Genomic DNA, 25,183 nt, shown 5'->3' on the forward strand with positions numbered 1-25,183 from the left:
CGACCGGCCGCACCGCCTCGACCGGCGGCACCGGCGCGCCCGGCGCTGTCGGCGCTGCCGTCCCGGCCGACGCTGTCGGCGCTGCCGCCCCGGCCGACGCTGCCGGCGTGACCGGTGCTGCCAGCGTGACCGTCGCTGCCGGCGGGGTCGAGCTCCACCGGCCCGAGCAGGCTGATCTGCACGGCACCTCCTCCCGGCCGTCGATTCTCCCCCGCCGGGGCGGCCGGCGGCGGCACCGGGGCGGAACGGACGGCCGGGCCGGGCGCGAAAACGCTCGATGTCCCGTCATATCGAACAGATCTTGACATCTCCGGCGGTACGTGAGCTGATGGGACCCGACCCGGCGTCGATGCCGCGCGTACGTTGTGTCGCATCGCCCCTCGCGCCGGGCGCCGCTGTCGCAGGAGGTCCCATGCGTGTGTTCCGCGCCCTGCCCGCTGCCGCCGCGATCCTGCTCGCCGCGGCGACCCTCTCGGCGTCGGTGGCCGGCACGTCCGCCAGCGCGGCACCGGCCGCGGTCCCCCGGATCGCGCCGACGCCGCAGCAGGTGACACCCGGCCGCGGCACGCTCGCGGTGCCGTCGACGGTGACCGTGGTCGCCGGTACCGGCACCGACTCCGCGGCCCGCACCGCGTTGCGCGCGACGCTGCGGTCCGCCGGGGTGCGGCACGTGCGTACCGTGTCGCCGGCGCAGGCCGCGCCGGCCGGCGCGCTGACGGTGTACCTGGGTGGGCCGGCGGAGAACCCGGCGACCGCCGGCGCGCTGGCCGGGCTGCACGCCGACGGCCCGGCCGGGCTGGCCGCCGAGGGGTACGTGCTGGCCAGCGGGCTGGAGCGCGGGCACGGCGTGGTGGCACTGTCCGGTGTGGACGGTGCCGGCACGTTCTACGCGGTGCAGACGCTGCGGCAGCTGATCGGCCACCACGCGCTGCCGGCGGTGACGGTGCGCGACTGGCCGGCGATGCCGATCCGCGGCACCATCGAGGGCTTCTACGGCACGCCGTGGTCGCACGCCGACCGGCTCGACCAGCTCGACTACTACGGCGCGCACAAGCTCAACACGTACGAGTACTCCCCCAAGGACGACCCGTACCTGCGGGCGCAGTGGCGGGACGAGTACCCGGACGCGCAGCTGGCGGAGCTGTCCGAGCTGGTGGACCGGGCGAAGGTCAACCACGTGCGGTTCACCTACGCGCTGTCGCCGGGGCTGTCGGTGTGCTACTCGTCGGCCGACGACCTGGCGAAGCTGGTGGCGAAGTTCGAGCAGGTGTACGCGATCGGGGTGCGCTCGTTCAACATCCCGCTGGACGACATCAGCTACACGAAGTGGAACTGCGACGCCGACGCGCAGAAGTTCGGTACCGGCGCGGCCGCCGCGGGCGCCGCCCAGTCGTACCTGCTCGACGCGGTGAAAGACGCGTTCATCGGCAAGCACGCCGACGTGACGCCGCTGCAGACGGTCGCCACCGAGTACTACGACGTCACCGAGTCGCCGTACAAGAAGGCGCTGCGCGAGCAGCTCGATCCCGACGTGGTCGTGATGTGGACCGGCATCGGGGTGATCGCGCACGAGGTCACCGTCGAGCAGGCGCAGCAGGCCAAGCAGGTGTTCGGCCACGACATCCTGCTGTGGGACAACTACCCGGTCAACGACTACCTGCGCGGCCGGCTGGAGATGGCGCCGTACCTGCACCGGCAGGCCGGGCTGTCCGGCGTGCTGGCCGGCGACACCGCGAACCCGATGAACCAGGCCGCGGCGAGCAAGATCGCCCTGTACACGGTGGCCGACTTCTGCTGGAACGACAGCGGCTACGACCCGCAGCGCTCCTGGGCCGCCGGCATCGACGAGTACGCCGGGGGCAACCATCGGCTCGCCGCGGCGCTGCGCGCGTTCGCCGACGTGGAGTACCAGGTCCCGAAGATCACCGGGGAGCAGGCGCCGGAGCTGTCCGCGGCGATCAAGGACTTCTGGACGGCCTGGGCGGCGCACGACGCGCACGGCATCGCGACGTTCGAGCGGCGGGTGGCCGGGTTCGCGGCGGCGCCGGGGGTGATCCGGCAGCACGCCGAGCCGTCGTTCGTCACCGAGACCGACCCGTGGCTGACCTCGATGGCCGCCTGGGGTCGGGCGATGACCACCGCGCTGGACCTGCTGCAGGCGCAGCGCGACGGCGACACCGACCGGGCGGCCGCCGACCGGGCCGCGATCGCCGACCAGGTGGCGGCCGCGACCGCACCGGTCGACCCGATCGACGGCAAGACCCCGGTCAAGGTCGGTGACGGTGTCGTCGACCAGTTCGTCACCGACGCCCTCGCCACGAACTGACCAGGCGGACGGGGCCGCCCGGAGCGGCCCCATCCGCTTACGCCGCAACGGTTTCGCGACCGGGTACGCCGCGCCCGATGCTCCGCCGGGCTACTGCGACGACACCGTGAACCCGGTGAACCGCACCGTGGCGGGGCTGCCGGTGGCGTGCGAGGTGACGAACATGCCGGCGTCCTGGACGGCACCCTGACCGGGCACCGTCGCGGTGCCGACCGGATGCCAGCTGGTCCCGTCCAGCGAGTAGTAGCCGGCGTAGGTGTCGGCCGCGGTACGCACCAGCCGCAGGTGCACCGGCAGCGTGTACGGGATGGTGCCGTTGGGCGGCGTCACCGCGTTGATCCGGGTACCGCCGGTGGAGTTCCACTCCAGCTGGATGCCGCCGGACGGGGAGACGAGCAGGATCACGCCCTCCGGGCCGGTGTCGGAGGCGGTGGCGTCGTCGCGTACCAGGATCCCGGCCTTGCCGAACCCGGACAGCCGGTCGGCGCCCGTCACGGTGGTCTCGACCGTGGCCGAGCCGGTGACGGCGCCCGGCCGGTAGACCGTGGTGTACGCGTCGGCGTTCTTGTACAGGTCCGACCCCGCGCCGGAGATCCCGAACGTGTCGTCCAGCTGGGCGTACCGGGCGGGTGCGTCGGTCGCCGACGAGTACGTCCGGTACGGCGCGCGCACCGGCGGGCTGGTCATCGGGACCGTGACCGTGGTCGAGGTGCTCCACCGCAGCCGACCGTGCCAGCGGCCCTCGGCGGTCGCGGTGAGCTCGTCGACCGGGAACAGCCGGTCCGGTTCCGGTGGGGTGAGGCGGAACGTCGCCTGCACGCTCCGGCCGCTCGCGACGGCGGGGAACGAGGTCGGCGAGGTCGCCCGCACCTGCCAGCCCTGCGGTGCCGACACCCCCAGCTCGGCGCTCTGCACGGGCAGCACCCCGTGGTTGGTGAACGTGGCGGTCGCCGTCACCGGCTCGCCGCCGGTCACCGTGCCGAGGCCGGTGAGTTGCAGCCCGGTGTGCGGCGGCTCCTGCGTCGGGTTGTCGATCGGGGTCACCCGGTACAGCGCGACGCCGTGCGCCGGCACGTTCGCGCCGACCACCCCGGCGGTCTCGGTGCTGTCGTGCGCCCACAGGTCGCGGACCCGGTACCCGGTGGTGTCGCCGGCCAGTCCGACCGCGGCGGCGGTGGTCGACATCGATCGGCTGGTCGCCGAACGGTTCAGCAGCGCCACCGCGACGCTCCCGTCGGCCAGCGGCTTCGCCCACACCTCCTGGTCGCCGTCGTCGCGGATCCTGCTGCCCTCGATCCCGGCAGGATCCTGGTCGACCGCGATCACCTCGCGGTTGGCGAGGATGTCCCGCGAGGTGGCGTCCAGGTCACGGATGTCGGCGCCGGCGATCAGCGGCGCGGCCAGCATCGCCCACATGCCGAAGTGGGCACGCGCCTCGGTGTCGGTCAGCCCCGGATACCCGGCGGTGTAGCCGCCGGGTACGACGCCGACCTCCAGCATGTCCGGGTCGTTCCAGTGCCCCGGGCCGGCGAACCGAGCGAGCCCGACCTGCTTGTCGAGGATGTTCACCACTCCGGCGGCACCCTGGTCCCACACCGGCTTGATGTCACCGGTGGTGCGCCACTGGGTGGCCACGTCGCCCCAGTACCCCGTCGCGCCCAGCGCGTTGCCGTCGGAGGGGTTGATGCTGTACACGATGTCGCGTCCGGTGGCCCGCAACGCGTCCCGCATCTGGGCGAAGGCGGTGGCGCGGTCCACGCCGTACTCGTTGGCGCCGCACCAGTCGTACTTGAGGTAGTCCACGCCCCAGGAGGCGAAGGTGTCGGCGTCCTGCTGCACGTGGCCCAGCGACCCGGACAGCCCGGGGTATCCGCGGTTGCGCTGGGCGCAGCTGCGCTTGCCGGGGTTGCCGTAGATGCCGAGCTTGAGGCCGAGCGAGTGGACGTAGTCGGCGAGCGGCTTGATCCCCTGCGGGAACCGGGTCGGGTCGGCCTGCAGGGCACCCTCGGCGCTCCGTTCCGGCGCCTGCCAGCAGTCGTCGATGTCGACGTAGACGTACCCGGCGTCGCGCAGCCCGGTGGACACCAGCGCCCGGGCCTCCTGCCGGATCACCTGGTCGCTGATGTCGCAGCCGAACTGGTTCCAGCTGTTCCACCCCATCGGCGGGGTGGCGCCGACGACGTCGGTCGCGGTGCCGGCGGCGGGGTCGTCGGCGGTGGCTCGCGCGGGCCCGGCGAACGCCAGGACCAGCAGTACCGACAGCGCGGCGGCCGCGGCGAGTCCCGGGCGGCGCCGTCGGCGCGGGTGTGCAAGGTGCATGGGGTGGCTCCCTCGCAATGTGTGATTGTGTTGAATCACCGAGCCACTGGGCACCGTCGACCCCGACGGTCGCCCGGATGCACAGGTACGCTCACCTCGATGTGCAGGTGGGCCACGGCTCGGGGTAGCTGACACGACGCACGGGCGGAGGGAAGAACATCTCCGCATCGGACAGCTTCAAACTCAAGCACACAGAACACGACAGGTCAACGGCCGGCCGGACACACGAACCGACCGGCCGACCACGACCGGGCGCCACCGACCGAGAGAACGACGCCGGCGTGGCCGGCGGCCGGGACGTCCGTCACCGGCACGGCCGGCGGCCGGGCGTCAGTTGCCGACGCGGCGCAGGAGGCCCTCCTGCACGACGGTGGCGACGTGGTGGCCGTCGATGGTGAAGATGCGGCCGGTGGCGAGGCCGCGGCCGCCGGACGCCGACGGGCTGGAGCAGTCGTACAGGAACCACTCGTCGGCGTGGAACGGGCGGTGCAGCCACAGCGCATGGTCCAGGCTGGCGCCGGCGAACCCGTCCGGGCCCCACACCTCGCCGTGCCAGGACAGGACGGAATCGAGCAGGGTCAGGTCGGAGGCGTAGGTCAGCGCGCAGGCGTGCAGCAGCGGGGTGTCCGGCAGCCGGCCGGCGACCCGCAACCAGGCCCGCTGGTGTACCTCGGCGGGCCGGTCACCGCTGCGCACCCACCCGGGCTCGCCGACGTAGCGCACGTCGACCGACTGCGGCACCCGGGACCAGATGCCGAGCCGCTCGGGGTAGCGCGCCATCCGCTCGGCCAGCGTCGGCACCGACTCCGGTGGCGGCACGTCGGCCGGCGGCTGCGCCTGGTGGTCCAGGCCCGCCTCGGCGCGCTGGAACGACGCCGACATGAAGAAGATCGGCCGGCCGTGCTGGATCGCGGTCACCCGGCGCACCGAGAACGACCGGCCGTCCCGGATGACCTCCACCGAGTACACGATCGGGATCGACGAGTCGCCGGCCCGCACGAAGTAGCCGTGCAGTGAGTGCACGGTGCGGTCGGCGTCGACGGTACGGCCGGCGCCGACCAGTGCCTGCGCCGCGACCTGGCCGCCGAACACCCGCTGCGGGGCCACCGCGGGGCTGCGTCCCCGGTACAGGTTGACCTCGATCGTCTCCAGGTCGAGCACGTCGAGCAGGTCGTCGACCGCGGCCTGCCCGGTCAGCTGCCCGCCGCCCGGATCCGACCGGCCCGCCGGACCGGTCGGGTCGTCCGGGTCGTGCTGGTCGGGCACGACGCTCAGACGGTGTCGGCGAGCGAACCGAGCCGGTGCACCCGGACCGTGTTGGTGGAGCCCGGGGTACCGGGCGGGCTGCCCGCCACGATCACCACCGAGTCACCGGACTGGCCCCGGCCGACCTCCTGCAGCGCCTGGTCGACCTGCCGGAACATGTCGTCGGTGTGGTGCACGAACGGCACCAGGAACGTCTCCACGCCCCAGGTCAGCGCGAGCTGCCGGCGGACCTTGTCGTCCGGGGTGAAGGCGAGCAGCGGCAGCGACGAGTGCAGCCGGGACAGCCGCCGCACCGTGTCGCCGGTCTGGCTGAACGCCACCAGCGCCTTCGCGCCGATCACCTCGGCGGTGTGCGCCGCCGCGGCGGTGATCGCGCCGCCCTGGGTACGCGGGTCGTGCTGCAGGCCGGGGCAGCAGAACTCGCCGGACTCGGCGTACTCGACGATGCGGGCCATGGTGCGCACCGTCAGCACCGGGTACCGGCCGACCGAGGTCTCGGCCGACAGCATCACCGCGTCGGCGCCGTCGAGCACCGCGTTCGCCACGTCGGAGGTCTCCGCACGGGTGGGACGCGAGTTCTCGATCATCGAGTCGAGCATCTGGGTGGCGACGATGACCGGCTTGGCGTTCTCCCGGCACAGCTGCACCGCGTGCTTCTGCACCATCGGCACGCGCTCCAGCGGCAGCTCGACGCCCAGGTCGCCACGGGCCACCATCAGCCCGTCGAACGCGTCCACGATCGCGTCGAGCCGGTCGACCGCCTCCGGCTTCTCGATCTTGGCGATCACCGGGACCCGGCCGCCGAGCTCGTCCATGATCTCGTGCGCCGGCTTGATGTCGTCGGCCGAGCGGACGAACGACAGCGCCACCAGGTCGACCCCGAGGCCCATCGCGAACCGCAGGTCGTCGGCGTCCTTGGCGGACAGCGCCGGAACGCTGATCGCCACGTTCGGCAGCGACAGACCCTTGTGGTCGGACACCGGGCCGCCCTCGACCACCAGGCAGCGGATGTCCCGGCCGTCGACGTCGGTGACCTCCAGCGCGATCTTGCCGTCGTCGACCAGCAGCCGGTCGCCGAAGTGCACCTCGGCCGGCAGCTTCTTGTACGACACGGAGACCCGCTCGGCGGTGCCCTCGACGTCCTCGGCGGTGATGACCACCGAGTCGCCGGTCTTCCACTCGACCTTGCCGTCGGCGAAGGTGCCGAGCCGGATCTTCGGGCCCTGGAAGTCGGCGAGGATGCCCACCGCCCGACCCGCCTCGTCGGCGGCCTGCCGGACCATGTGGTAGACGGCCTCGTGGTCGGCGTGGGTGCCGTGGCTGAAGTTCAGCCGGGCAACGTCCATGCCGGCCTCGACCAGGCCACGCATCCGGTCGGGCGTCGCCGTCGCTGGCCCGATGGTACAAACGATCTTCGCTCGACGTGTCACGGCAGCCAGGCTATACCCGACGCCGGATCCACTGTGGCGCCCGTCCCACCCTGTCCGATCAGCGGAAAGAGGCATCCGCGGGACTTCGCAGCGAGGACCGGAAATCGTTTGGCGACAGCGCCGAAACGGCGAAGATCCCACAGTCTGGGGCGGCCCACGGCGACGGATCACGGGTAGGTCACCGGTACGCCCGGGACTTGTCCGCCATGGCTACCGTTGCGACGTCGGTACCGGAACCGCCTGACGATCCCCGGGACGGTGCGCATGCCCAGCGAGTACGACTACGCCAGCCAGTCGAGCGGCTCCAACCCGGGCACCTGGCTGGGGCTGTCGATCGCCTCGACGGTGTGCTGCTGCACCCCGTTCGGCATCGTCGGCATCGTCTTCTCCGCGCTGGCGATGGGCGCCCGCGACCGCAACGACATGGACGAGATGGAGCGCCAGCTCTCCCGAGCCCGCGGCTGGACCATCGCCGCCATCGTCTGCGGCATCATCGGCGGGATCATCGTCTTCGCCGTCCGCGGCACCTCCGACCTCAACTGACCACGGCTTCTCGTCCGGGCGACCGGGCGGCTCGCAACCGGCGGTCGTGATTGCACCATTGCGCTACGTTCCTCCCCGTACCTGATCTCCGGGGAGGAAACGTCGATGGGCGACCACACCGCCACGGTCGGTCCCGCCCACCGCCACGAGGACCCACCCGGCGGTCCGTCGCACGCCCCGGACGAGGCGGGATGGGTGCGGGCGTGAGCTACGAGGTGCCGGAGTGGCTGGAGTGGCTCAGCTGGGTCGTGGGGGCGGACTGGCCGGGCGGCGACGAGGACGCGATGCGCCGGCTGTCCGACGCGTGGACCGCGATGGGTACCGCCCTCGGCGACGCCTCCGACAACGGTGACCAGGCGGCCGACCTGGTCGTGACGGCGCTGGACGCCGCCGACGGACGCGCGTTCGACAGGACCTGGTCGGCCTACTCCGGCGACGACGAGGCGTACCTGTCGAAGCTCAGGGAGGCGTGCGACGGGCTCGCGAAGCTGTGCGAGGGCTGCGCCGAGGACATCGAGTACGCCAAGTACACGTTCATCGTCATGCTGATCCTGCTGGCGATCGACATCGCCATCATGATCTCCGCGGCGGCCGCCACGTTCGGCGGCTCGCTCGTCGAGATCGCCGTCGAGGAGGGTCTGACCCAGCTCGCCGCCCGCCGCGTCGCCACCATGGTGGTCGAGAAGATCGCCGAACGCACCGCCGAGAAGGCCGCCGAGTTCTCGGTCAAGCAGCTGGTCAAGGAGGGCGTCAAGAGCACTCTCAAGGGCGAGCTGCCCGACTTCGGCGCGCAGCTGCTGATGACCGCACAGGGCGACGAGAAGGGCGGCTGGAACTTCGCGCGTACCGGCAACAGCGTGCTCAACGCGGGAGCCGGCGCCGTGCTGGGTGGTGGCGCCGATCTCTTGGGCAACAAGACCGGGCTCGGTCGCGTCGTCTTCGGCGACAACCTGTTCGGGCAGACGGTCAAGGGCGCGGTGGTCGGCGGTGCGACACCGTTCGCGGTCGGCGCGGTGACCGGTGAGCCGGCGTCCTGGCACGACGTCGCGGAAGGCGCGACCGGTGGCGCGGCGGGCGGCGCGATCGGCTTCGCCAGGGGCAAGGCGGAGGAATGGGCCAGTTCCCCGCCGCACGGCGACCACGTCGCGATCCCCGACGCCGATCCGCCCGAGACGCTCCTCGCCTCCTCGTCCCGACCGGCCACCGACACGTCCACAGTGGACACGTCCGCGACGGTGGATGCGGCAAGGCCCCCGGGAACACCGGACACCGGCACGACGTCGGCGACGGGCGTCGTCGCGCACGGCAGTGCCGCCGCCCAGGTGGATTCCGGTGCGACCACCACTGGACGAACGGAGTCCGCGCGGTCGACCACCCACGCGGCGCCGGATCGTACCCGCACCGCCGCCGAGCCCACCCGGCACGCGGGCGGCGATTCCTCCGCCGCCGAGCGTCCACGCCGGACCATCGAACGCCCCCTCGCACCGAACCCGGACGAGACGCACGCGGGCGCAACGCACGACGACCGGGACAGGCAACGCGCGGTCGGTGGCGCCGCCGACCGCACTCGGCCCGGCGGAGCCGAACAGCCCGCCGTACGACACGGTGGGGGTGACCACGCTGGTTCGCGGCAGGGCGGCGATGGCGGCGCCTCAGTCGACCGCTCCCGGCCGGCGGCCGACGATGGCGGCGCCGCGGCCGATGGTTCGCGACAAGCCGGTGGCCCCACCACCGATCACTCACGGCAGTCGGGCCCGGACGACACTCGTCATGCGGCCGACCGTGTTCGGACAGCGAACGAAACGCAGGCCTCGCCGGCACGCGAGGAGGTGCACGACCGCACCGGACGAGGCTCGACCACCGCCGTCAACCGCATCGATGCCGTACTCAACCCGCCCGCACGCCCTACCAGCAACGCACCCGCCGCCGACTCCGACACGACCGACACGACCGGCACGACGGCACGCCGCGCCGACGCTGACACGCCGGGCCCGGACAGGACAGCCGTACCAGCCGGCCCGGAATCAACTCAAGACGCCGCTCGCACCTCGACTCCAGCGCACGTCGATCGGCGCTCCACGCCAGGCCGCGACGCGGCTGAAGGGCCTCGCGACGACAGCGACGCCGGTCGGACTTCTGTTGAGGACCGTGCGGCCCCCGAGGATCGTGACACGGCGAGTGCCCAGCGGCCGACGACCTCACCGGAGACGATCGAGAAGCTCGGCTACGACCCGCACCGCCCCGGCTTCCCCGACCCCGGCGACGGGATCAACACCGTTCACCACGAGGGCCGTGAGTGGGTTCGTCTCGAGGACGATGCTGGCTGGCACCGCGTCGAGTTCCGCTCAACCGACGAGCGTTACGCCGGCAAGGGTTTCGCGGCACGCCTCAAGACGTTCGTCGACAAGTACTTTCATGGCCATGACGGCCGCACCGCCGAGGACCTCTTCAACGAGGCCCGCGGCAAGGTCGACACCCCGATCCCGGATGGACGGAAGTCGGAGTTCGAGTCCATGAGCGATGCCGATCGCGCGCCGCTCGATGCCATACGCAACGAGTCACGACTCATCGAGCCCGACGACACCAACGGCACCCACCGCGTCATCCAGAAGGTCTTCCCGAAAGAGGACATCCCTCAATACGTGAGCGGCCTGTTCGGTGGCATTACGGGATTTATCACCAAGCTCGTCGATGTCACGCACCTGAGGACACCGCGAGACATCGTCGAAGGACTGCGCCTTGATTATGAGGAGACGCCGTATTCTCCGGACCAAGGCGAAATATATGCAATCCGCATGAGAGTCACCGAACAACAAGCGCAACACGAGATCGTCATACCCAGCAGTCAAGGAATGATGAGGGTCGCGGGCGAGCGCGGCGACGCTACTCCCAGAAAGCTCTACGACGGCAAAGCCCCCTTCTCTGGCAGCGGGTTCAGCGCCGAGGCCAGAAAAGGAGCACCGGAGCTGCTGACCGACAACCAGAACGACACGCACCACGCCGTGGCGCTACAGGAAGGCGCCGAGATGTGGCGCATCACGAGCGATGGGCATGAAGAGCTTTTCGCGGTCTATCATTCGGGCACGTGGCAGAGCACCGCGCCCTCCGCTTGACGGTCGCCGGATGTGCCGCTTCAGACGATCAAGAAGAGCCCGTTGCCCATCTGCGCAGGGCCGCCGGATCGACAGGCTCGCGTGCGTCATCGCCCATCGGGTGTCGCATCGGGAGGAGTACGAACTGCGATCCGTCCGGGTTCTTGAAGATCAGCTCGGTGTACTCGTAACTGATCAGCGCGGTGAGCGACCTATCCTTTCGCAGGCCGAGACGCTCATACGATTCGCGCCAGCTTTCTCGATCCTTCCAGAGGATCGCTGACAGCAGGACGGCACCGGGCGCAGGCTGGACGCCCGGATCTTGCCGCGGCGACATCCTGAGGCCGAGTTCGGTGAAGGGCACCCCGCCATAAAGCATCACCGAGCTGCCGTCGACGGTGCGAAGCTCCAGCTCAACCAACACATGCCCGGACATGTTGTAGTCCATTGCCTTCGACACCGTATCGAAACGAGCCGGTCCCGCATACTTGTCGGGTTCGTTCCACCAATAGATGGCCGTCACGGTCGCACCGATTGGAACTAATCCGTCGACCGGTGGCGATTCGTCGGAACTCACAGCCGGGATCCTCCTCCGTCGGAGAACGTAACGCGTCAGCCTCAGGTCAGGGCAGTTTCGTGGAGGTCGGGGAGGTCGGTGCGGGGGGCCCAGGTCTGGTAGACGCCCTTGTCGACGCGGTCCATGCCGAGGGCTTCGGCGACCGGGGCCTGGCCGCCGGTGTACTCGATGCGGACCTGCTCGCCGTCGTCGTACAGCGCCTTGACCGGGACGCCGCGCCAGGTGCCGACGGTGGAGAGGTAGGCGCCGGCGACGTCGTCCTCGTCGGTGACGTCCCGCTCGTACCGGCCGGGTGCCGTCTCGCGGAAGCCGTCGGTGGCGTGGTCGGTGTAGATGAAGACCCGGTACCCGTCGGTGTTCGCGGGGTACGGCTCACCGTGCCAGATCAGGTAGAGCCCTTCGCGGATCATCGTCCCCCTCCCGCCAGCCGGTTCCAGCGTGCACTCGACGAGCTGTACACGGCGACCAGATCCTGCCGGCCGTCCTGGTCGATGCGGTACAGCTCGGCGCCGGAGGTGATCCGGGTGCTGTCGACCTTCCACTCCGGGATCGGGATCGATGGATGGACGGCGAAGCCGTTGCCGGCGAACGGCGGGTGCTCCACCACCCAGCCACGGTCGCCCCAGGCGCCGAGCGCGGCGGTGTCCGTACCGCCCCACGGCACCCGGAACACGCTCGTGATCACCGGCCGCCAGCGGATCACCCACACGTACTCGTCGTCGCGGCTGAACGGCGATCCCGCGTAGTCGAGGCCGAGCCCGGCGACGAGGTCGGACACGGTGCGCAGCGGTTCCACGTCGGCGAGCTTGTACACGTAGCCGGCCACCAGGTCGTACCCGTCGTCGAGGTAGCGGTCGAGCTGGTCGGGCGGCACCACCTTCTGCATGACGCTCGGCGCCCCGCCGCTCTCCGGCGGAGACGACGCGGCGCTCGCCTCGACGCCGTCCGATGACGAGGGCAAGCCACTCCCCTCGGCGGATGCCGAGCGGGAGGACGTGCCGCGCTCTCCGACAGCCGGGTCGCCGGCGAGGCCGGGCCCAGCGGTCGCGGCCGCAGGTGGCGGGGAGCCGATCGACGGGCCGGCCGCCGACGGGGACGCAGCCACGGACGGGCCGGCCGCGGACGGGGACGCCGTCGCGGACGGGGACGCAGCCGCGGACGGGGACGCCGTCGCGGACGGGGATGCCGCCGCGGAAGGCGCCACTCCGGACGCAGACTCCGTCGCGGAGGGCGTCATGCCGGACGGGGACACGGATGGTGCCGCGATGCCGAGGGCCGCGCGCAGCTGGGTGAGGTCGAAGATCGCGCCGATCGGCAGGCCGACGTCGACGCCGAGCCGCCAGCGCTCGTCCGGCCAGTGCGCGACCAGGTCGGCGAGTGACTGCTTGCGGAACAGGGTGAACCTGCCGTTGGTCCCGGCGGTCAGTGCCGCACCGGAGGTGAACGACGCGATCGCGTGCGTGTCACCGGAAGCGAAGGTGATCCAGTTGTCGTGGCGGACCACGTCGTCGTCCACCGGCAGCACCAGCTCGCCGCCGACCAACACGTCGAGGTAGCCGGCCAGGTCGCGCGCCTCGACGGTGGCGGCGAGGGCACGCTCGAACTCGGTACCGGGGGTCCAGTCGGTCATGTACGTCCTGTCAGGTGGTGAAGGTGTTGGCATCCTCGGTCTGGTCGTAGTTGTCCGCCGCGGTGACCAGGTTCGCCCGCATCTGCCGGATGCCGTGCACGACCTGCTTGATGCTGTGCGCCGTGGACTTCGCCGGCTTGCCGTAGTTCTTGAGGAACGCCTGCCCGTACTTGTCGTCGCCCCACGCGCCGTCGTCGGCGTCGAGCGCCTCCTTCAGGGTGGACAGGGCATCCGCGAGGTCGCTCGCGACGTCGCCGAGCCCCGGCGCGTACCGCCGGACGGCGTGCGTGTCGATCTCCATCCGGCTCATGGCCGACGCTCCTGGTACGGGTCGGGAAACATCCGGGCGAGGTCGAGCCGGCCGTGCTCGTCGCGGACCGCGTCGAGCCGCTCGCGTACCTCGTTCGGGACGGCCGGGGCCAGCAACTCGGCGCGCTGGGTGTCGATCTTGGCGGCCGCGGCGCGGCTGGCGGCGACGATCAAGGCGCCCAGCTCCGCGGCGGGCAGCTTGGTCGCCGCGGGCCCCAGCTCGACGGCGGTGAGCCGGCCCTGGTGGTCGACGGTGACGCCGAGTCGCCCGTCGGCGTCGCGGGCGGTGGCGGTCAGCTCGGCGGTCCGACGTTGCGCCTCGATCAGACCGCTGCGCGCCTGCGCGAACTGTTCGGTCAGTTCCGCGATGTGCTCCCGCCATTCGGGTCGCACCGCCGCTCACCCCCTGCCCACCGGCCGATCGCCGCCGGCACGCAAGCCTACCGACGACTCGCCAGCGCCCGCCGCGGCCACGGTGACGAGCCGAGTCACCACCGGTGCTCGACGCGGGCGATCGGCGCAGGCACGGCACCAGATCGCTGGGCCGGGGCGGGCGCGGTCAGGCCACGACGACCTCGACGCCGGCCGCGCGGAGCCGGTCCAACTCGCCGCGATCGGCCGACGAGTCGGTGACGAGCGTGTGCACGCCGTCGATCGGCACCATCTGGGCCAGCGTCACCCGTCCGACCTTGGAGCCGTCGGCGACCACGATGACGCGCTGCGCGCTGGCGGCCATCGCCCGGTTCGTTCGCGCCTCGGTCTCGTCGTGCGTCGTCACTCCCGCCCCGGCAGCGATGCCGTCGGCGCCGAGGATCGCGGTGCCGACGTTCAGGGCGCCGAACGTGCGCTCGGCCAGGGCGCCGACCATCTCCAGCGACTGGGTGCGCAGCGAGCCGCCGGTCGTGACGATCCGCAGGTCCGGATGCGTGTGTACCAGGTCTGCGATGGTCAGCGAGTTGGTGACGATGGTCAGCAGCGGGTGGCGGGACAGCTCCATGGCGACGCGCGCCGTCGTCGTACCGCCGGACAGCGCGACGGCGTGCCGGTCCCGCGGTACCCGCGCGGCGACCGCCCGGGCGATCGCGAGCTTGGCGACCGGGCACTGGGTGTCGCGCAGATCGACCGGAAGTTCGCCCCCGGAATCGATGGCTCGAACGCCGCCATGGGTGCGCCGGACGAGTCCGTGGTCGGCGAGTTCGGCGAGGTCTCGGCGCGCCGTCGCCGCCGACACGCCGAGCATCGCGACGAGTTCGGGCAACGTCATCGCGCCGCGGTCGGCGACCGCCTCCAGGATGCGTACGAACCGCCGGCCGCGCTTGCGCGACCCGAGATCGGCGAGGGGCATGCCGTCTGTCATGGACCACTCTCCCTTGCCCACGGTCACCGGATTCCGGCGGCCGTGTCCAGCGTGTTCGCCGGTGCGACGCGGGCCGCGCCGCCGCCGGACGTCGGCGGCGACGCGGCCCGATGGCGCCTACCGGCCGGCATTCCCGTGCAGCGCGGACATCAGCATCCCGGTGTCCCGGGTACCGAGCCGGACGAACATCGGGATCTGCGAGAGGTCCGCGCCGTACGAGCGCAGCGTGGTGGGGCCGCGCAAGGTGCGGTGGTGCAGCACGTCGTACCACCGGCCGGCGGGGATGTCGATGTCGCGTGCGGTCGTGTCGGTGTCGACCGGCGCGGCCAGCAGCGAGCCGCCGAGCATCCACTCGTTGGCGAGGGTGTAGCTGGCCCGATCTGCCGGGAAGTCGAAGAAGACCGGCCGCATGATCGGATCACCGGTGTGCACCGCCGCGTGCACCTGCCGCAGGATGTAGGGCGTCAGCCGCTCGTGCAGCAGCATCGCGTCCCGGTACGCGCCGATGGTCTGCTGGTCGTAGCGCGGGTTGACCGGCGAGGTCGAGGCGTACTCCAGCGGCATGAGCGCGGCGGCCTGCGCCCACCGGATCAGTACCTGCTTGCTCGGCGGATCCTCCGGCGCGCCGGACGAGCCCCCGATCATGTCCGTCTCGACGAACGGGTAGCCGATGGTGCTCAGCGACAGCACCTGGGACAGGGACGCCTGGAAGGAGTGCCAGTCGGTGCCCTTGTCGTTGTCGCGCATGGCAAAGCCGTACTTCTGGGTGCCGGTCCAGGCGGCGGTGAGCCCGAGGCCCTCCATGTCGAAGTCGTCGGCGTACTCGTGGGCGAGCTCCAGGTAGTCCCGCGTGCTGTACCCGGCGTCGGGCGCGCAGGAGGGGTCGTAGAACCGGGTGTCGAACTTGAACCCCTGCACGTCGTAGGTGTCCATCAGGTGGTGCATGATGCCGCTGAACCAGGCGCGGGCCTGCGGGTTGGCCAGATCGACGATCCCGGCACCCTGTTCACCGTTCCACCACGGCACCAGGCACACCTGGTCGGGGTCGGCCTTGGACCTGAAGAAGTAGCCGTGCTGCTTCGCGTAGTCGAAGTTCTTCGTGCCCTTGTTGATCCACATCGTCATCCACAGCCCGAGGTCGTAGCCGAGCTGGTGGACCTGCGCCGACATCGCCTTCGGGTCGGGAAACCGGACCGGGTCGAACGTGTAGTCGCCGTAGTTGCTGTTCCACCCGTCGTCGATCTGCACGGCGTGGCCGGGGATGCCGTTGGCCCGCAGCTTCCGCACGTAGTCGAGGAAGCTCGCCTGGGTGACGTCGGTGTTGAACTCGGCCCAGCTGTTCCAGGTCGGGGTGGCGAAGGCGGAGTCGGGGTCGTCGACGGTCTGCGGCGTGCCGGCGATGGCGACGTAGTCCTCGTACACCGCGCGCGGCGTCGACTCGACGAACACCGTACTGGCGAAGCGGTCGGTGCGGGTGACGGTGAAGCTGCCGAGCCCGCTGCGCTCGTGGTTGATCTGGACGTTCATGTCGTCGTTGGTGTCGACCCACAGCCCGCTCGCGCTGGAGGTGTACCAGAACGGGTTGTTGCGGTCGTGCGACGAGGGGCCCATCGCCGTGTTGTCGACGTCGCCGGCGTTGAGCGGCCACGGCTGGTCGTGGATCGGACCGCCCTGCGGCGTGCTGGTGAGCCCCTGCCCGTACCAGTAGCCGGCCGAGGACAGGTCGAAGTTCTCTGCAACGGTGTCCACCGGGCCGGCGCCGGTCCCGGTGACCGTCCACGCCATGTCGTACTGGCCGGCGTGTGGGGTGAGCCGCAGCGTGATCAGGTCGCCGGGGCTGGTCGTCGCCATGGTGAGGGTGAGCGTGCCGGCGGCCCACTCGGCGCCGGTGACCCGGCTCGCCGCGTACGTCGAGCCCCCGGCGGTGAACGTCAGCGGCGCGGTCGCCGGCGACGCGGACCGACCGGTCGTGGCGAGCACGGTACGGCCGCCGCGGCTGGTCGTGATCTGGACCGGATCCTTGCGGATGGTCACCGTGTAGGCCGGCGCACCGGCGGCGGCCGGTTCGGTGAGCGTGACGGCGGCGCCGCCGGTCGTGGTCCGGGCAGTACCGGCGGCGACGACCGTGGTCGGGACGAGTGCAGTGGCCAGCAACGCGGCACCGAGCCCGGCGATGGCGGCACGGGCGATGCGCGCGGATGCGTGGGACATGGATCACCACTTCCTGTGCGAACGGGAGAGCGGGGAATCGGGCGCAATGCGTCTCGGCACCCGACATCGAGCAGCGTAAACAATTGTTGCGCGACTGGTCCATGCATTCTTGGGATCAGGCATCGGCACTGATCGAATGCACAAGCATATTGATCGACCGACTCGACCACTCTTATTCCTGCACACAAATATGGGCACGTCGGGAAGCCGGGCGACCATTGCTCGATCAGCCTACCGGCGGATTGGAGGAATCAGGACTGGTGGAGTTTGATCGCCTCGACAGAATGGTGGACGTGTTCGAGCATTCGCCGGTACGCGAGATCGGCGTCGGAATCGGCCAGCGCATGCAGAATCGCCCGGTGCTCCACCCAGGAATCGGGCGCGCGGTCCACCACGATCTGGGTCAGATGCCAGGCGATCCGCCGCTGGAGCCGCTCGAGGAGTTCGAACGCGGCGTTGTTGCCGCCGATGCGGGTGATGGCCCCGTGGAACGTGCCGTTGAGATCGATCAGCCGCCGCGTGTCCCGGTCGGCGAGCGCCGCCTCCCCGTCCGCGCAGATCGCGTCCAGCCACTCGACGCCCGCCTCGTCGATGGTACGGGCCGCGAGGGCGCAGCTGTCCGCCTCCAGGATCGCGCGCACGTGGAAGACCTCGCGGATCTCTCGCATGGTCGGCGCGTGCACGGTCGCGCTTCGCCCCGGCGACAGGTCGACGAAACCGTCCGACGCCAGCGCCCGAAGCGCCTCCCGTACCGGTTGCCGGCTGACGCCGAGACGGGCCGCGAGCGCTCCCTCGGCAAGCCGCTCACCGGGCGCGAGCACGCCGAAGACGATCATCTCCTCCACCGCGTCTCGCACCTGCTCCTGCAGGCTGGAGCGCTGAATGGTAGGGATCGCAGGGGAAGCGGACGATCCGGCGTCGCCTCGGTCAACCGCCACGGCGCGTCCTCCTCAGTCAGCCAGCTGCGCAACGAGCTTCCCCAGATCGGTCCGCGTCTGCCCCGGCAGCCAGAGCGCCTCGAGCTGCACGCCCTCCGCCGCAAGCTCCCGCCAGATCGCGATCTCCTCGTCGGTGGCGTGCACCTCCTTGGTCAGCCGCCGGCGCCCCGGACCGGTGTGCACGTTGCCGACGTTGACCTCCGTCATCGGCACACCCGCCCGCTTGAGGGTCTGGAGTTCACGGGGACCCTTGACCAGAACCATGGTAGGGATGCGCGAGGTCGACGCTGCGATCACCTTCGCCGCGTCGTCGATCGACAGCACATCGGCGACCACCCCGGTCGGTACGGCAAGCAACAACAGATCGCGTTGGGTCGGATTGGCGGCGGTGGCATCGTCGGCCACCAGAATCTGTTCGATGCCCAACGCCTGCGTCCAGCCGAAGACGACCTGACCGTGGATGAGACGGTCGTCGACCCGGATCACGGTGATGTCCATGTGACTAGCTCTCCTCACGCCGCACGACCCCGTGCAGAATCGTCGTTTCGATGTCGAGTGTCTCGGTGAGCACCAGCAGGTCGGCCCACTGGCCGGGGGCGATCCGGCCACGGTCGGTCAGCCCGAGCGAGTCGGCGGGGACGTGCGAACCGGCCGCGAGCGCCACCTCGACCGGCACCCCTTGGTCGACCGCCAGCCGGACGCCGTCCAGCACGGTGCCGGTGCCGCCCGCCACGGCGCCGGCCAGCGTCGTCGCGGCTCCGCCCCTGATCACCACCGGGGTACCCTCCCACCGCCGGTGCGGGCCGTCCGCAAGCCCTGCCACGTCCGTACCGTCGGAGACGAACATGACCCGGCCGCGCAGGTCCGGTGCCCGCAGCAGGACGCCGACCAGCTCCGGCGCGACGTGTACCCCATCCGCGACCAGCTCCACCCGTACCCGCGGATCGGCGAGCAGCGCCGGCACCGGCCCCGGCTTGCGGTGGTGGACCGGGGGCATCCCGTTGAACAGGTGAGTGGCCCGCGTGACCCCCTCCGCCACCGCCTCGGCGGTGCGCGCGTAGCTCGCATCGGTGTGCCCCGCCGCCACTCGTACCCCGGCGGCGACCAGCCGCTTGATCGCCTCGCTCGCCCCGTCCAGCTCCGGGGCGAGCGTACAGATGCGCAGGGCGGCACCGGCCGCCTCGAGCAGCGCATCCAGCCGCTCCGGTGTCGGCGCGACCAGATGCGCCAGCGGATGGACCCCGCGGCGCACCGGGCTCAGGAACGGGCCCTCGAGGTGGATGCCCAGCAGTTCCGCACCGGCCTCGACCGGGCCGACGAGCCCGGCGAGACCGGTGACCGCGCCGAGCAGCCGCCCGTACTCGACGGTGGCGGTTGCGGCGACGAACGACGTGGTGCCGTGCGCGAGCAGGGCGCGGCCGATCACGTCGACGGACGCTCGCGTCGCGCTCATGACGTGGTGGCCGAGCCGGCCGTGCACGTGCGTGTCGATCATCCCGGGTGCCACGATCCGCCCGGCAAGGTCGTACCGGATCCGGCCCGCCGTCGCCTCGGCGCCCTCGACGACCCGGGCGATCCGGCCATCCTCGATCTCGATCGACGCGGGTTCGAGCCGGCCGTCGGAGCGCAGCACGCGCGCGCCGACCAGCGCCACGCCGTCCAGGTTCTGCACCGCCACCTCCCCTCCCCCACACCTCAGCCGAGCACGCCGAGGTAGCCCAGGACCAGGCCGACCACGAGCGTGCCGAGCAGCACCCAGACCGGGGAGACCCGGCGGCGCAGCAGGACGAACACGAGGAGGGTGACGGCCAGCGGCAGCATCGCCGGCAGTACCGCATCGAGCTGGTCCTGCAGCTTGATCTTCTGGTGACCGTTGGTGTAGGTCCACGGCGTCTGCACCTTGAGCAGCGTTGCCACCAGCGCACCCGCCACCGCCAGCCCGACCATCGTGGCGCCGCGCCGGATCCGGTCGATCGTCTCCGGCGAGATCCGGTCGAAGAACCGCACCCCGGTGTGGTAGCCGGCGGACGTGGTCCAGAACCGGATACCGAACTGGATGGCCAGCAGCCCGAAGAAGAAGATCAGGGCGCCGGCGATGTTGCCGGTGACGGCCATCGCCGCGCACACCGCGCCCAGGATGGGGCGCAGGGTGCCGAACACCAGCGAGTCGCCGATGCCGGCCAGCGGGGCCATCAGGCCGATCTTGACCGAACTGATCGTCTCGTCGTCGATGTTCTCCGCGCGGTTGGCGCGCTGCCGTTCCATCACGGCGGTCACGCCGGCGATCGGGCCGATCAGCCACGGGTGGGTGTTGAAGTAGACCAGGTGTCGTTGGTACGCGGCGGCCCGCTCCGCCTTGCCCGGGTACAGCTTGTCCAGCAGCGGGCGCATCATCCACCAGAAGCCGAGGTTCTGGTATCGCTCGTAGTTGAAGCCGGCCTGCACCAGCAGGCCACGGAAGGTGAGCCGGCGGATTTCCCGCCTGGTCTCGGCGGTGTCCGGCTGCGACGCCGGGGTGGCCTTGGGGTCGCTCATGGTTTCCTACCCTCCGCTCAGACGAGCCGTGTGGTGACCGGGGCCGGGGCACTGTCGGCGTCCTTCTCGGCCGGCGCGGGCGGCGCCGTCGGTGCCGGTGGCGGTGCGGCAGCCGACGAGGAGGGACGGCGCATGATGACGGCGACCAGCGCCGTCGCGAGGATCGCGATGCCGATGACGCTGAAGTCGGTGTAGGCGGCGACCGCGAAGCCGACGAAGAACAGCGGGAAGAGCATCTTGTTGTAGAGCACCGAGAGCAGGATCGCGAAGCCCACCGCCGGCAGCAGCGCCGCCGCGGTGTTGAGCGCGGCCTGGACGTGCTCGTTCAGGCCGGACAGCAGCGACTGGATCGCGCTCTCCCCGAACCGCAGCACCAGGAACGTCGGGATCGCGTACGCGAGGAAGTGCACCGCGTTTCCGGCCCAGACGACGGCCATGATCGATCTTCCGCGTGCCTCCGCGGCGGCCCGGTCGGCGCGGTGCACCAAGAACGAGCAGACCGTCTTCGCGAACAGTTCGAAGAACGTACCCACCACGGCAGCCGGGATGGCCGCCACCAGCGCCGCCTGCACGCCGTGCCCGCTGCCCACCGCGAGGGCGGTACCGATCGCCGCGCCGATGGCGACGTTGGGCGGGACGGATCCGCCGATCGGCGACGCGCCGATGAAGACGAGTTCGAGCGAGCCGCCGACGATGATCCCGGTCTGCAGATCACCCAGGATCAGGCCGACGATCGGGCCCAGGACGATGGGACGTTCGAGGCCGGGATCGCCACCGATCCGGCGCGCGAGATAGGCCAGGGCGACCACGACGGCGATCAGCGCGGCTTGGGCCAAGCTCATGCGGGCACACCTCCTTCACGAATCTGCGAACCCAGGTTCCGGATCCCGGCCTGGGCTGACGCGGCTACTCGGCGGGCGAGTTCGGCGGCCGGCGTGGTCTCGGCGCCGAACAGCGCATCGATCAGCATCGGCAGGTTGGCCCCGGTGACGACCTCGGCCCGCCCGGCCAGCGCTTCGCCGAGCGCGACGCGGGCCGGGGAACCGCCGGCGACGTCCGCCAGCACCAGCACGCGCTCCGGGTCGTCGCCCGCGCCGCCCGCGGCGACGAGCGTGTCGAGGGCCGCGGACACCTGCGCGGTCAGTTCGTCGACGCCGGTACCGACGGGGAACGGTACGGCGACTGCTCGGCCGGCGGTACCGGTGAGCATCCTTGCGGTCTCTACGAGGGTCGTCGCGAAGTCACCGTGCCCGACGACGAGGATCTGCGTCATGCGAAACGGTATACAGTATGGTGTCGACCACCACAAGCCCTGACCTTCGGTCCGGGCCGCGGATCCAACCCTGTTCAAGGAGGGAAATGCCCACCCAGCGCGCCGTAGTCCAGTCCCCCGACGGCCTGCACGCCCGGCCGGCCGCCGCGCTCGCGCAGCGCGTCGCCGCCGCCGGTCTCCCGGTATCTCTTGCCCGCGCCGGCGACGACGGCATGCCGGTCGACGCCGCCTCGATGCTCGCGATGATGGGGCTCGGGCTCAGCCGCGGCGACGTGGTCGTCCTCAGCAGCGACGCACCGGACAGCGCCGCGTTGCTCGCCGAGCTCGGCGCCCTGATCGAGGCCACCGAATGAGCGCGACCCAGCGCGACACCGCGGCACCACTGCGCGGCCTCGGGGTCGTGCCCGGTCTGGTGTCGGGGCAGGCGATCCGGATGAGCCCCACGGTGTCCGAACCGCCCCGAACGCAGCTGCCGCCGGGCACCTCGACCGACCCGGCAGCGGCCCGCATCGCCGAGGCCGCGACCGAGGTGGGGCGCGAGCTGTCGACGGCCGCCGACCGCACCAGCGGCACCAGCGCCGAGCTGTTGCGCACCACGGCGGTGATGGCGGCCGACCCCGCACTGGTCGCCGCCGCGCAGGCGCTGGTGCGCAACGAGCGGCTGACCCCGGAGTCCGCCGTGTGGTCCGCCGGTACCGCGCTGGCCGACCAGCTCGCCGGGCTCGGCGGGGTGCTCGCCGAGCGCGCCCGCGACGTGCGCGACGTGCGGGACCGCATCGTCGCCGTCCTGCTCGGCCGGCCGGCGCCCGGCATCCCCGAACCCGGTCACCCGTTCGTCCTCGTCGCGCACGACCTCGCCCCCGCCGACACCGCCCGGCTCGACGCCGGGCGGGTCCTCGCGCTGGTGCTCAGCGGCGGCGGCGCGACCTCGCACACCGCGATCCTCGCCCGGGCGCTGGGCATCCCGACCGTGCTGGGCGTGGCCGGCGCCGACGACATTCCGACCGGCACCGCGCTGGTCGTCGACGCCGGCGCGGGCGCGGTGCACCTCGATCCGGGCCCCGATCTCGTGGCCCGGGCCGGGTCCGTGACGCGGCGGCGGCGTACGTTCTCGGGCCGGTGCACCACGCGCGACGGGCGGCCGGTCCCGTTGCTGGCCAACGTCGGCGCGCCGGGCGACGCCGCCGCCGCCGCGCAGGCGGGCGCCGAGGGCGTCGGCCTGTTCCGTACCGAGTTCTGCTTCCTCGACCGGACCGAGGCGCCCCGCCGCTGCGAACAGGTCGCGAGCTACCGCGAGGTGTTCGCCGCGTTCCCGGATCGCAAGGTCGTCGTGCGCACCCTGGATGCGGGCGCCGACAAGCCGCTGCCCTTCCTCGGGGTGCCGGACGAGCCGAACCCCGCGCTGGGCGTGCGCGGGCTGCGGGTCGCCACGTACGCGCCCGAGATCCTCGACGAGCAGCTCGCGGCGATCGCCGAGGCGGCCGCGGCGGAGCGGGCCGAGGTGTGGGTGATGGCGCCGATGGTGTCGACCGCCGCGGAGGCCGACGCGTTCGTCGACCGCTGCGGCCGGTACGGGCTGACCTCGGCCGGGGTGATGATCGAGGTGCCGTCGGCGGCCATCCTCAGCCGGCACCTGCTGCGCACGGCCACGTTCGCGAGCATCGGCACCAACGACCTGACGCAGTACGCGATGGCGGCGGACCGGATGCTGCCGCAGCTCGCGTCGCTCGGCAGCGCCTGGCAGCCCGCCGTACTGGCGCTCGTCGCGCAGACCTGCCAGGGCGCCGCGCCGCGGGGCCGCCCGGTCGGCGTGTGCGGGGAGGCGGCCGCTGATCCGGCGCTCGCGGCGGTGCTGGTCGGGCTCGGCGTCTCGTCGCTGTCGATGAGCGCGTCCGCGCTGGCCGACGTCGAGGCGGTACTCGCCCGCGTCGACCAGGACGACTGTGTCCGGCTCGCCCAGCAGGCCCTGGACGCCGACGGTGCCGACCAGGCACGACAGATCGTTCGGCAGAACCTGCCCGCGCTGTCCGAACTGGGGCTCTAGCGTGGGCTCGTCGGTACCCGCGGCGCCCGGTCGCGGTGCGGGCCGGCCACCGCCCGGCGTCCGGTGAGCCGCCGGTACCCGATCGCGGCCGCGGCGATCGCGACCGGCAACAGCACCAGCCACCCGGTGGCGAGAAGCACCACGGTGGTGCCGGCCGCGCCGGCCGCGGCGCCCCGGCGCACCGCCGAGCGGCGCGGCAGCAGTACCACCGCGGCGGCGAGACCGGCGACGACCACCGCGGCGAGGCAGCTGCTGGTGGCCCGCAGCAACAGTTCCAGCGGCAGCCCGGCGCCGGCGACGACCGCCAGCAGGCCCCCGGTCGGTACGGCGACCAGGGTCAGCGAGCGCCGCGGTGTGCGAGCGAGCGTGCCCGGCAGCGCGCGGCTCTCGGCGAGGGCGGTGCCGAGCCGCCCGGCGCTCGCGAGGTACGTGTTGATCGCGCCGAACGACAGCAGCACCGCGACGGCCGCGGTGACCGGTCCGGCAACGCCGCCCAGCCCCCGGGCCAGCAGATCTGCCAGCGGTACGGCGCTGCGGCCGCCGGCGGAGCCGAGCACCGCGACGGTCGCCGACGCCACGCCCAGGTAGAGCGCGGAGACCACGACCAGCGTCACGCCGGTGACCCGGGGCAGTGCCCGGCGCGGCTGCGCGAAGTCGGCGGACAGGTGGGTGCCCGCCTCCCACCCGGCGAAGCCGAAGTAGAGCGTGCTGGTGGCGGCGAGCACCGAGCCCGGTCCGTGCGGGGCGAACGGGACGAACCGCGCCGGGTGCGCCTGCGGTACGGCGGCGACGATTCCGGCGACCAGCAACGCCACCAGCAGCCCGACCAGCGCCAGCTGGATGCGGCCGGTGGCGCGCAGCCCGGCATGGTTCGCGGCCAACGCGGCGGCAAGCAGCAGCGCGGCGACCGGTACCGTGCCGGCGCCGCCGGCCACGTAGCGGGCCCCGGCGAGCGCCCCAGCGACCACCCCGACGGGTACGGCGAGGTAGAACCACCAGCCGACCACGGCCCGAGCTGCGGGCCCGAACGCGAGGCCGACGAAGCTCGCCACCCCGCCCCGTCCCGGGTGCCGCGCGCCGAGCGCCGCGAAGGCGGCCGCGACCGGTACCGACATCGCGCACAGCAACGCCCAGGACAGGACCGACGCCGGCCCGGCGGTACGGACGGCGAGCGCCGGCAGCGCCAGTACGCCGGGGCCAAGCACCGCGCCCACATACAGCGCCACGCCGGTACCGATACCGAGTCGTCGCTCGGGCATGGCCGCCTCCCCAATCCGAAAGTCGGACCGAACGCTAGCCAGTTGCCCGGAACGAAAAGCCTCCCACCGAACTT

22 protein-coding genes and 1 pseudogene are annotated in these 25,183 nt (G+C 71.9%); 5 read left to right on the top strand and 18 right to left on the bottom strand.

The window, feature by feature from the left end; translation table 11 throughout:
- A pseudogene (locus NUM_RS06170) lies at positions 1 to 182 on the bottom strand (hypothetical protein); the annotation flags it as partial.
- A 230-nt stretch (positions 183 to 412) separates the two neighbouring features.
- Between NUM_RS06170 and NUM_RS06175 the strand changes: the two are divergent.
- Positions 413 to 2,326 carry a beta-N-acetylglucosaminidase domain-containing protein gene (locus tag NUM_RS06175; RefSeq protein ID WP_207123597.1) on the top strand — a complete coding sequence of 638 codons (1,914 nt, stop codon included), beginning with the start codon at positions 413 to 415 and terminating at the stop codon, positions 2,324 to 2,326.
- A gap of 90 nt (positions 2,327 to 2,416) precedes the next feature.
- Here the strand turns inward: NUM_RS06175 and NUM_RS06180 are convergent, their stop codons facing one another.
- The 3 genes from NUM_RS06180 to pyk all read right to left on the bottom strand — a co-directional run bounded on the left by NUM_RS06180 (position 2,417) and on the right by pyk (position 7,341).
- The gene (locus NUM_RS06180) at positions 2,417 to 4,645 is read right to left on the bottom strand and encodes an NEW3 domain-containing protein (protein ID WP_207123598.1); all 2,229 of its coding nucleotides are present in this window, start codon (positions 4,643 to 4,645) and stop codon (positions 2,417 to 2,419) included.
- Between the two features lie 330 nt (positions 4,646 to 4,975).
- Positions 4,976 to 5,842 carry an acyl-CoA thioesterase gene (locus NUM_RS06185; RefSeq protein WP_225918372.1) on the bottom strand — a complete coding sequence of 289 codons (867 nt, stop codon included), beginning with the start codon at positions 5,840 to 5,842 and terminating at the stop codon, positions 4,976 to 4,978.
- A 74-nt stretch (positions 5,843 to 5,916) separates the two neighbouring features.
- The gene (gene pyk, locus NUM_RS06190; protein WP_225918367.1) at positions 5,917 to 7,341 is read right to left on the bottom strand and encodes a pyruvate kinase; all 1,425 of its coding nucleotides are present in this window, start codon (positions 7,339 to 7,341) and stop codon (positions 5,917 to 5,919) included.
- Between the two features lie 264 nt (positions 7,342 to 7,605).
- Between pyk and NUM_RS06195 the strand changes: the two genes are divergently transcribed.
- On the top strand, positions 7,606 to 7,884 hold the full coding sequence (locus tag NUM_RS06195) for a CD225/dispanin family protein (protein WP_207123601.1): 279 nt from the start codon (positions 7,606 to 7,608) through the stop codon (positions 7,882 to 7,884).
- 203 nt (positions 7,885 to 8,087) lie between these two features.
- Positions 8,088 to 10,997, top strand: coding sequence for a WXG100-like domain-containing protein (locus NUM_RS06200; protein ID WP_207123602.1), 2,910 nt, complete (start codon positions 8,088 to 8,090; stop codon positions 10,995 to 10,997).
- 28 nt (positions 10,998 to 11,025) lie between these two features.
- On the opposite strand, the gene NUM_RS06205 is transcribed toward NUM_RS06200, so the two are convergent.
- The 13 genes from NUM_RS06205 to NUM_RS06265 form a co-directional block, all read right to left on the bottom strand.
- The gene (locus NUM_RS06205; protein ID WP_207123603.1) at positions 11,026 to 11,553 is read right to left on the bottom strand and encodes a hypothetical protein; all 528 of its coding nucleotides are present in this window, start codon (positions 11,551 to 11,553) and stop codon (positions 11,026 to 11,028) included.
- Between the two features lie 41 nt (positions 11,554 to 11,594).
- Complete coding sequence (locus NUM_RS06210) at positions 11,595 to 11,963, bottom strand: hypothetical protein (protein ID WP_207123604.1); 369 nt, start codon at positions 11,961 to 11,963, stop codon at positions 11,595 to 11,597.
- Positions 11,960 to 13,183, bottom strand: coding sequence for a hypothetical protein (locus NUM_RS06215; RefSeq protein WP_207123605.1), 1,224 nt, complete (start codon positions 13,181 to 13,183; stop codon positions 11,960 to 11,962). The genes NUM_RS06210 and NUM_RS06215 overlap by 4 nt, the downstream gene beginning before the upstream one ends.
- 10 nt (positions 13,184 to 13,193) lie before the next feature.
- Positions 13,194 to 13,493 carry a type VII secretion target gene (locus NUM_RS06220; RefSeq protein WP_207123606.1) on the bottom strand — a complete coding sequence of 100 codons (300 nt, stop codon included), beginning with the start codon at positions 13,491 to 13,493 and terminating at the stop codon, positions 13,194 to 13,196.
- On the bottom strand, positions 13,490 to 13,885 hold the full coding sequence (locus NUM_RS06225) for a YbaB/EbfC family nucleoid-associated protein (protein ID WP_207123607.1): 396 nt from the start codon (positions 13,883 to 13,885) through the stop codon (positions 13,490 to 13,492). Before NUM_RS06225 ends, NUM_RS06220 begins: the two co-directional genes overlap by 4 nt.
- Before the next feature lie 166 nt (positions 13,886 to 14,051).
- Positions 14,052 to 14,849, bottom strand: coding sequence for a DeoR/GlpR family DNA-binding transcription regulator (locus tag NUM_RS06230; RefSeq protein ID WP_207123608.1), 798 nt, complete (start codon positions 14,847 to 14,849; stop codon positions 14,052 to 14,054).
- A gap of 117 nt (positions 14,850 to 14,966) precedes the next feature.
- A complete protein-coding gene (locus NUM_RS06235) occupies positions 14,967 to 17,060 on the bottom strand; it encodes a glycoside hydrolase family 31 protein (protein ID WP_207123609.1) in 2,094 nt (697 codons plus the stop codon).
- Between the two features lie 251 nt (positions 17,061 to 17,311).
- Entirely contained in the window at positions 17,312 to 17,998 is a 687-nt protein-coding gene (locus tag NUM_RS06240) for a GntR family transcriptional regulator (protein WP_225918368.1), read from the bottom strand.
- Positions 17,999 to 18,010: 12 nt separating this feature from the next.
- Positions 18,011 to 18,496, bottom strand: a complete 486-nt coding sequence (locus NUM_RS06245; protein ID WP_207123611.1) for a PTS system mannose/fructose/N-acetylgalactosamine-transporter subunit IIB — start codon at positions 18,494 to 18,496, stop codon at positions 18,011 to 18,013.
- A 4-nt stretch (positions 18,497 to 18,500) separates the two neighbouring features.
- Entirely contained in the window at positions 18,501 to 19,676 is a 1,176-nt protein-coding gene (gene nagA / locus NUM_RS06250; RefSeq protein WP_207123612.1) for an N-acetylglucosamine-6-phosphate deacetylase, read from the bottom strand.
- A 17-nt stretch (positions 19,677 to 19,693) separates the two neighbouring features.
- Positions 19,694 to 20,533, bottom strand: a complete 840-nt coding sequence (locus NUM_RS06255; RefSeq protein ID WP_207123613.1) for a PTS system mannose/fructose/sorbose family transporter subunit IID — start codon at positions 20,531 to 20,533, stop codon at positions 19,694 to 19,696.
- Positions 20,534 to 20,550: 17 nt separating this feature from the next.
- A complete protein-coding gene (locus tag NUM_RS06260; protein WP_207123614.1) occupies positions 20,551 to 21,375 on the bottom strand; it encodes a PTS sugar transporter subunit IIC in 825 nt (274 codons plus the stop codon).
- Positions 21,372 to 21,842 (bottom strand): PTS sugar transporter subunit IIA, encoded by a 471-nt coding sequence (locus NUM_RS06265; RefSeq protein WP_207123615.1) that lies wholly within the window; start codon positions 21,840 to 21,842, stop codon positions 21,372 to 21,374. The genes NUM_RS06260 and NUM_RS06265 overlap by 4 nt, the downstream gene beginning before the upstream one ends.
- Positions 21,843 to 21,892: 50 nt before the next feature.
- Here NUM_RS06265 and NUM_RS06270 point away from each other — a divergent pair, with 50 nt between their 5' ends.
- On the top strand, positions 21,893 to 22,159 hold the full coding sequence (locus tag NUM_RS06270) for an HPr family phosphocarrier protein (protein ID WP_207123616.1): 267 nt from the start codon (positions 21,893 to 21,895) through the stop codon (positions 22,157 to 22,159).
- Positions 22,156 to 23,850 (top strand): phosphoenolpyruvate--protein phosphotransferase, encoded by a 1,695-nt coding sequence (gene ptsP, locus NUM_RS06275; protein ID WP_207123617.1) that lies wholly within the window; start codon positions 22,156 to 22,158, stop codon positions 23,848 to 23,850. Before NUM_RS06270 ends, ptsP begins: the two co-directional genes overlap by 4 nt.
- On the opposite strand, the gene NUM_RS06280 is transcribed toward ptsP, so the two are convergent.
- Positions 23,847 to 25,109: an APC family permease gene (locus NUM_RS06280; RefSeq protein ID WP_207123618.1), complete on the bottom strand. Its 1,263-nt coding sequence runs from the start codon at positions 25,107 to 25,109 to the stop codon at positions 23,847 to 23,849. The genes ptsP and NUM_RS06280 overlap by 4 nt on opposite strands.
- Positions 25,110 to 25,183: the final 74 nt, after the last annotated feature.

It is taken from the genome of Actinocatenispora comari (genome assembly GCF_017312725.1).
Classification (GTDB): Bacteria; Actinomycetota; Actinomycetes; order Mycobacteriales; family Micromonosporaceae; genus Actinocatenispora; species Actinocatenispora comari.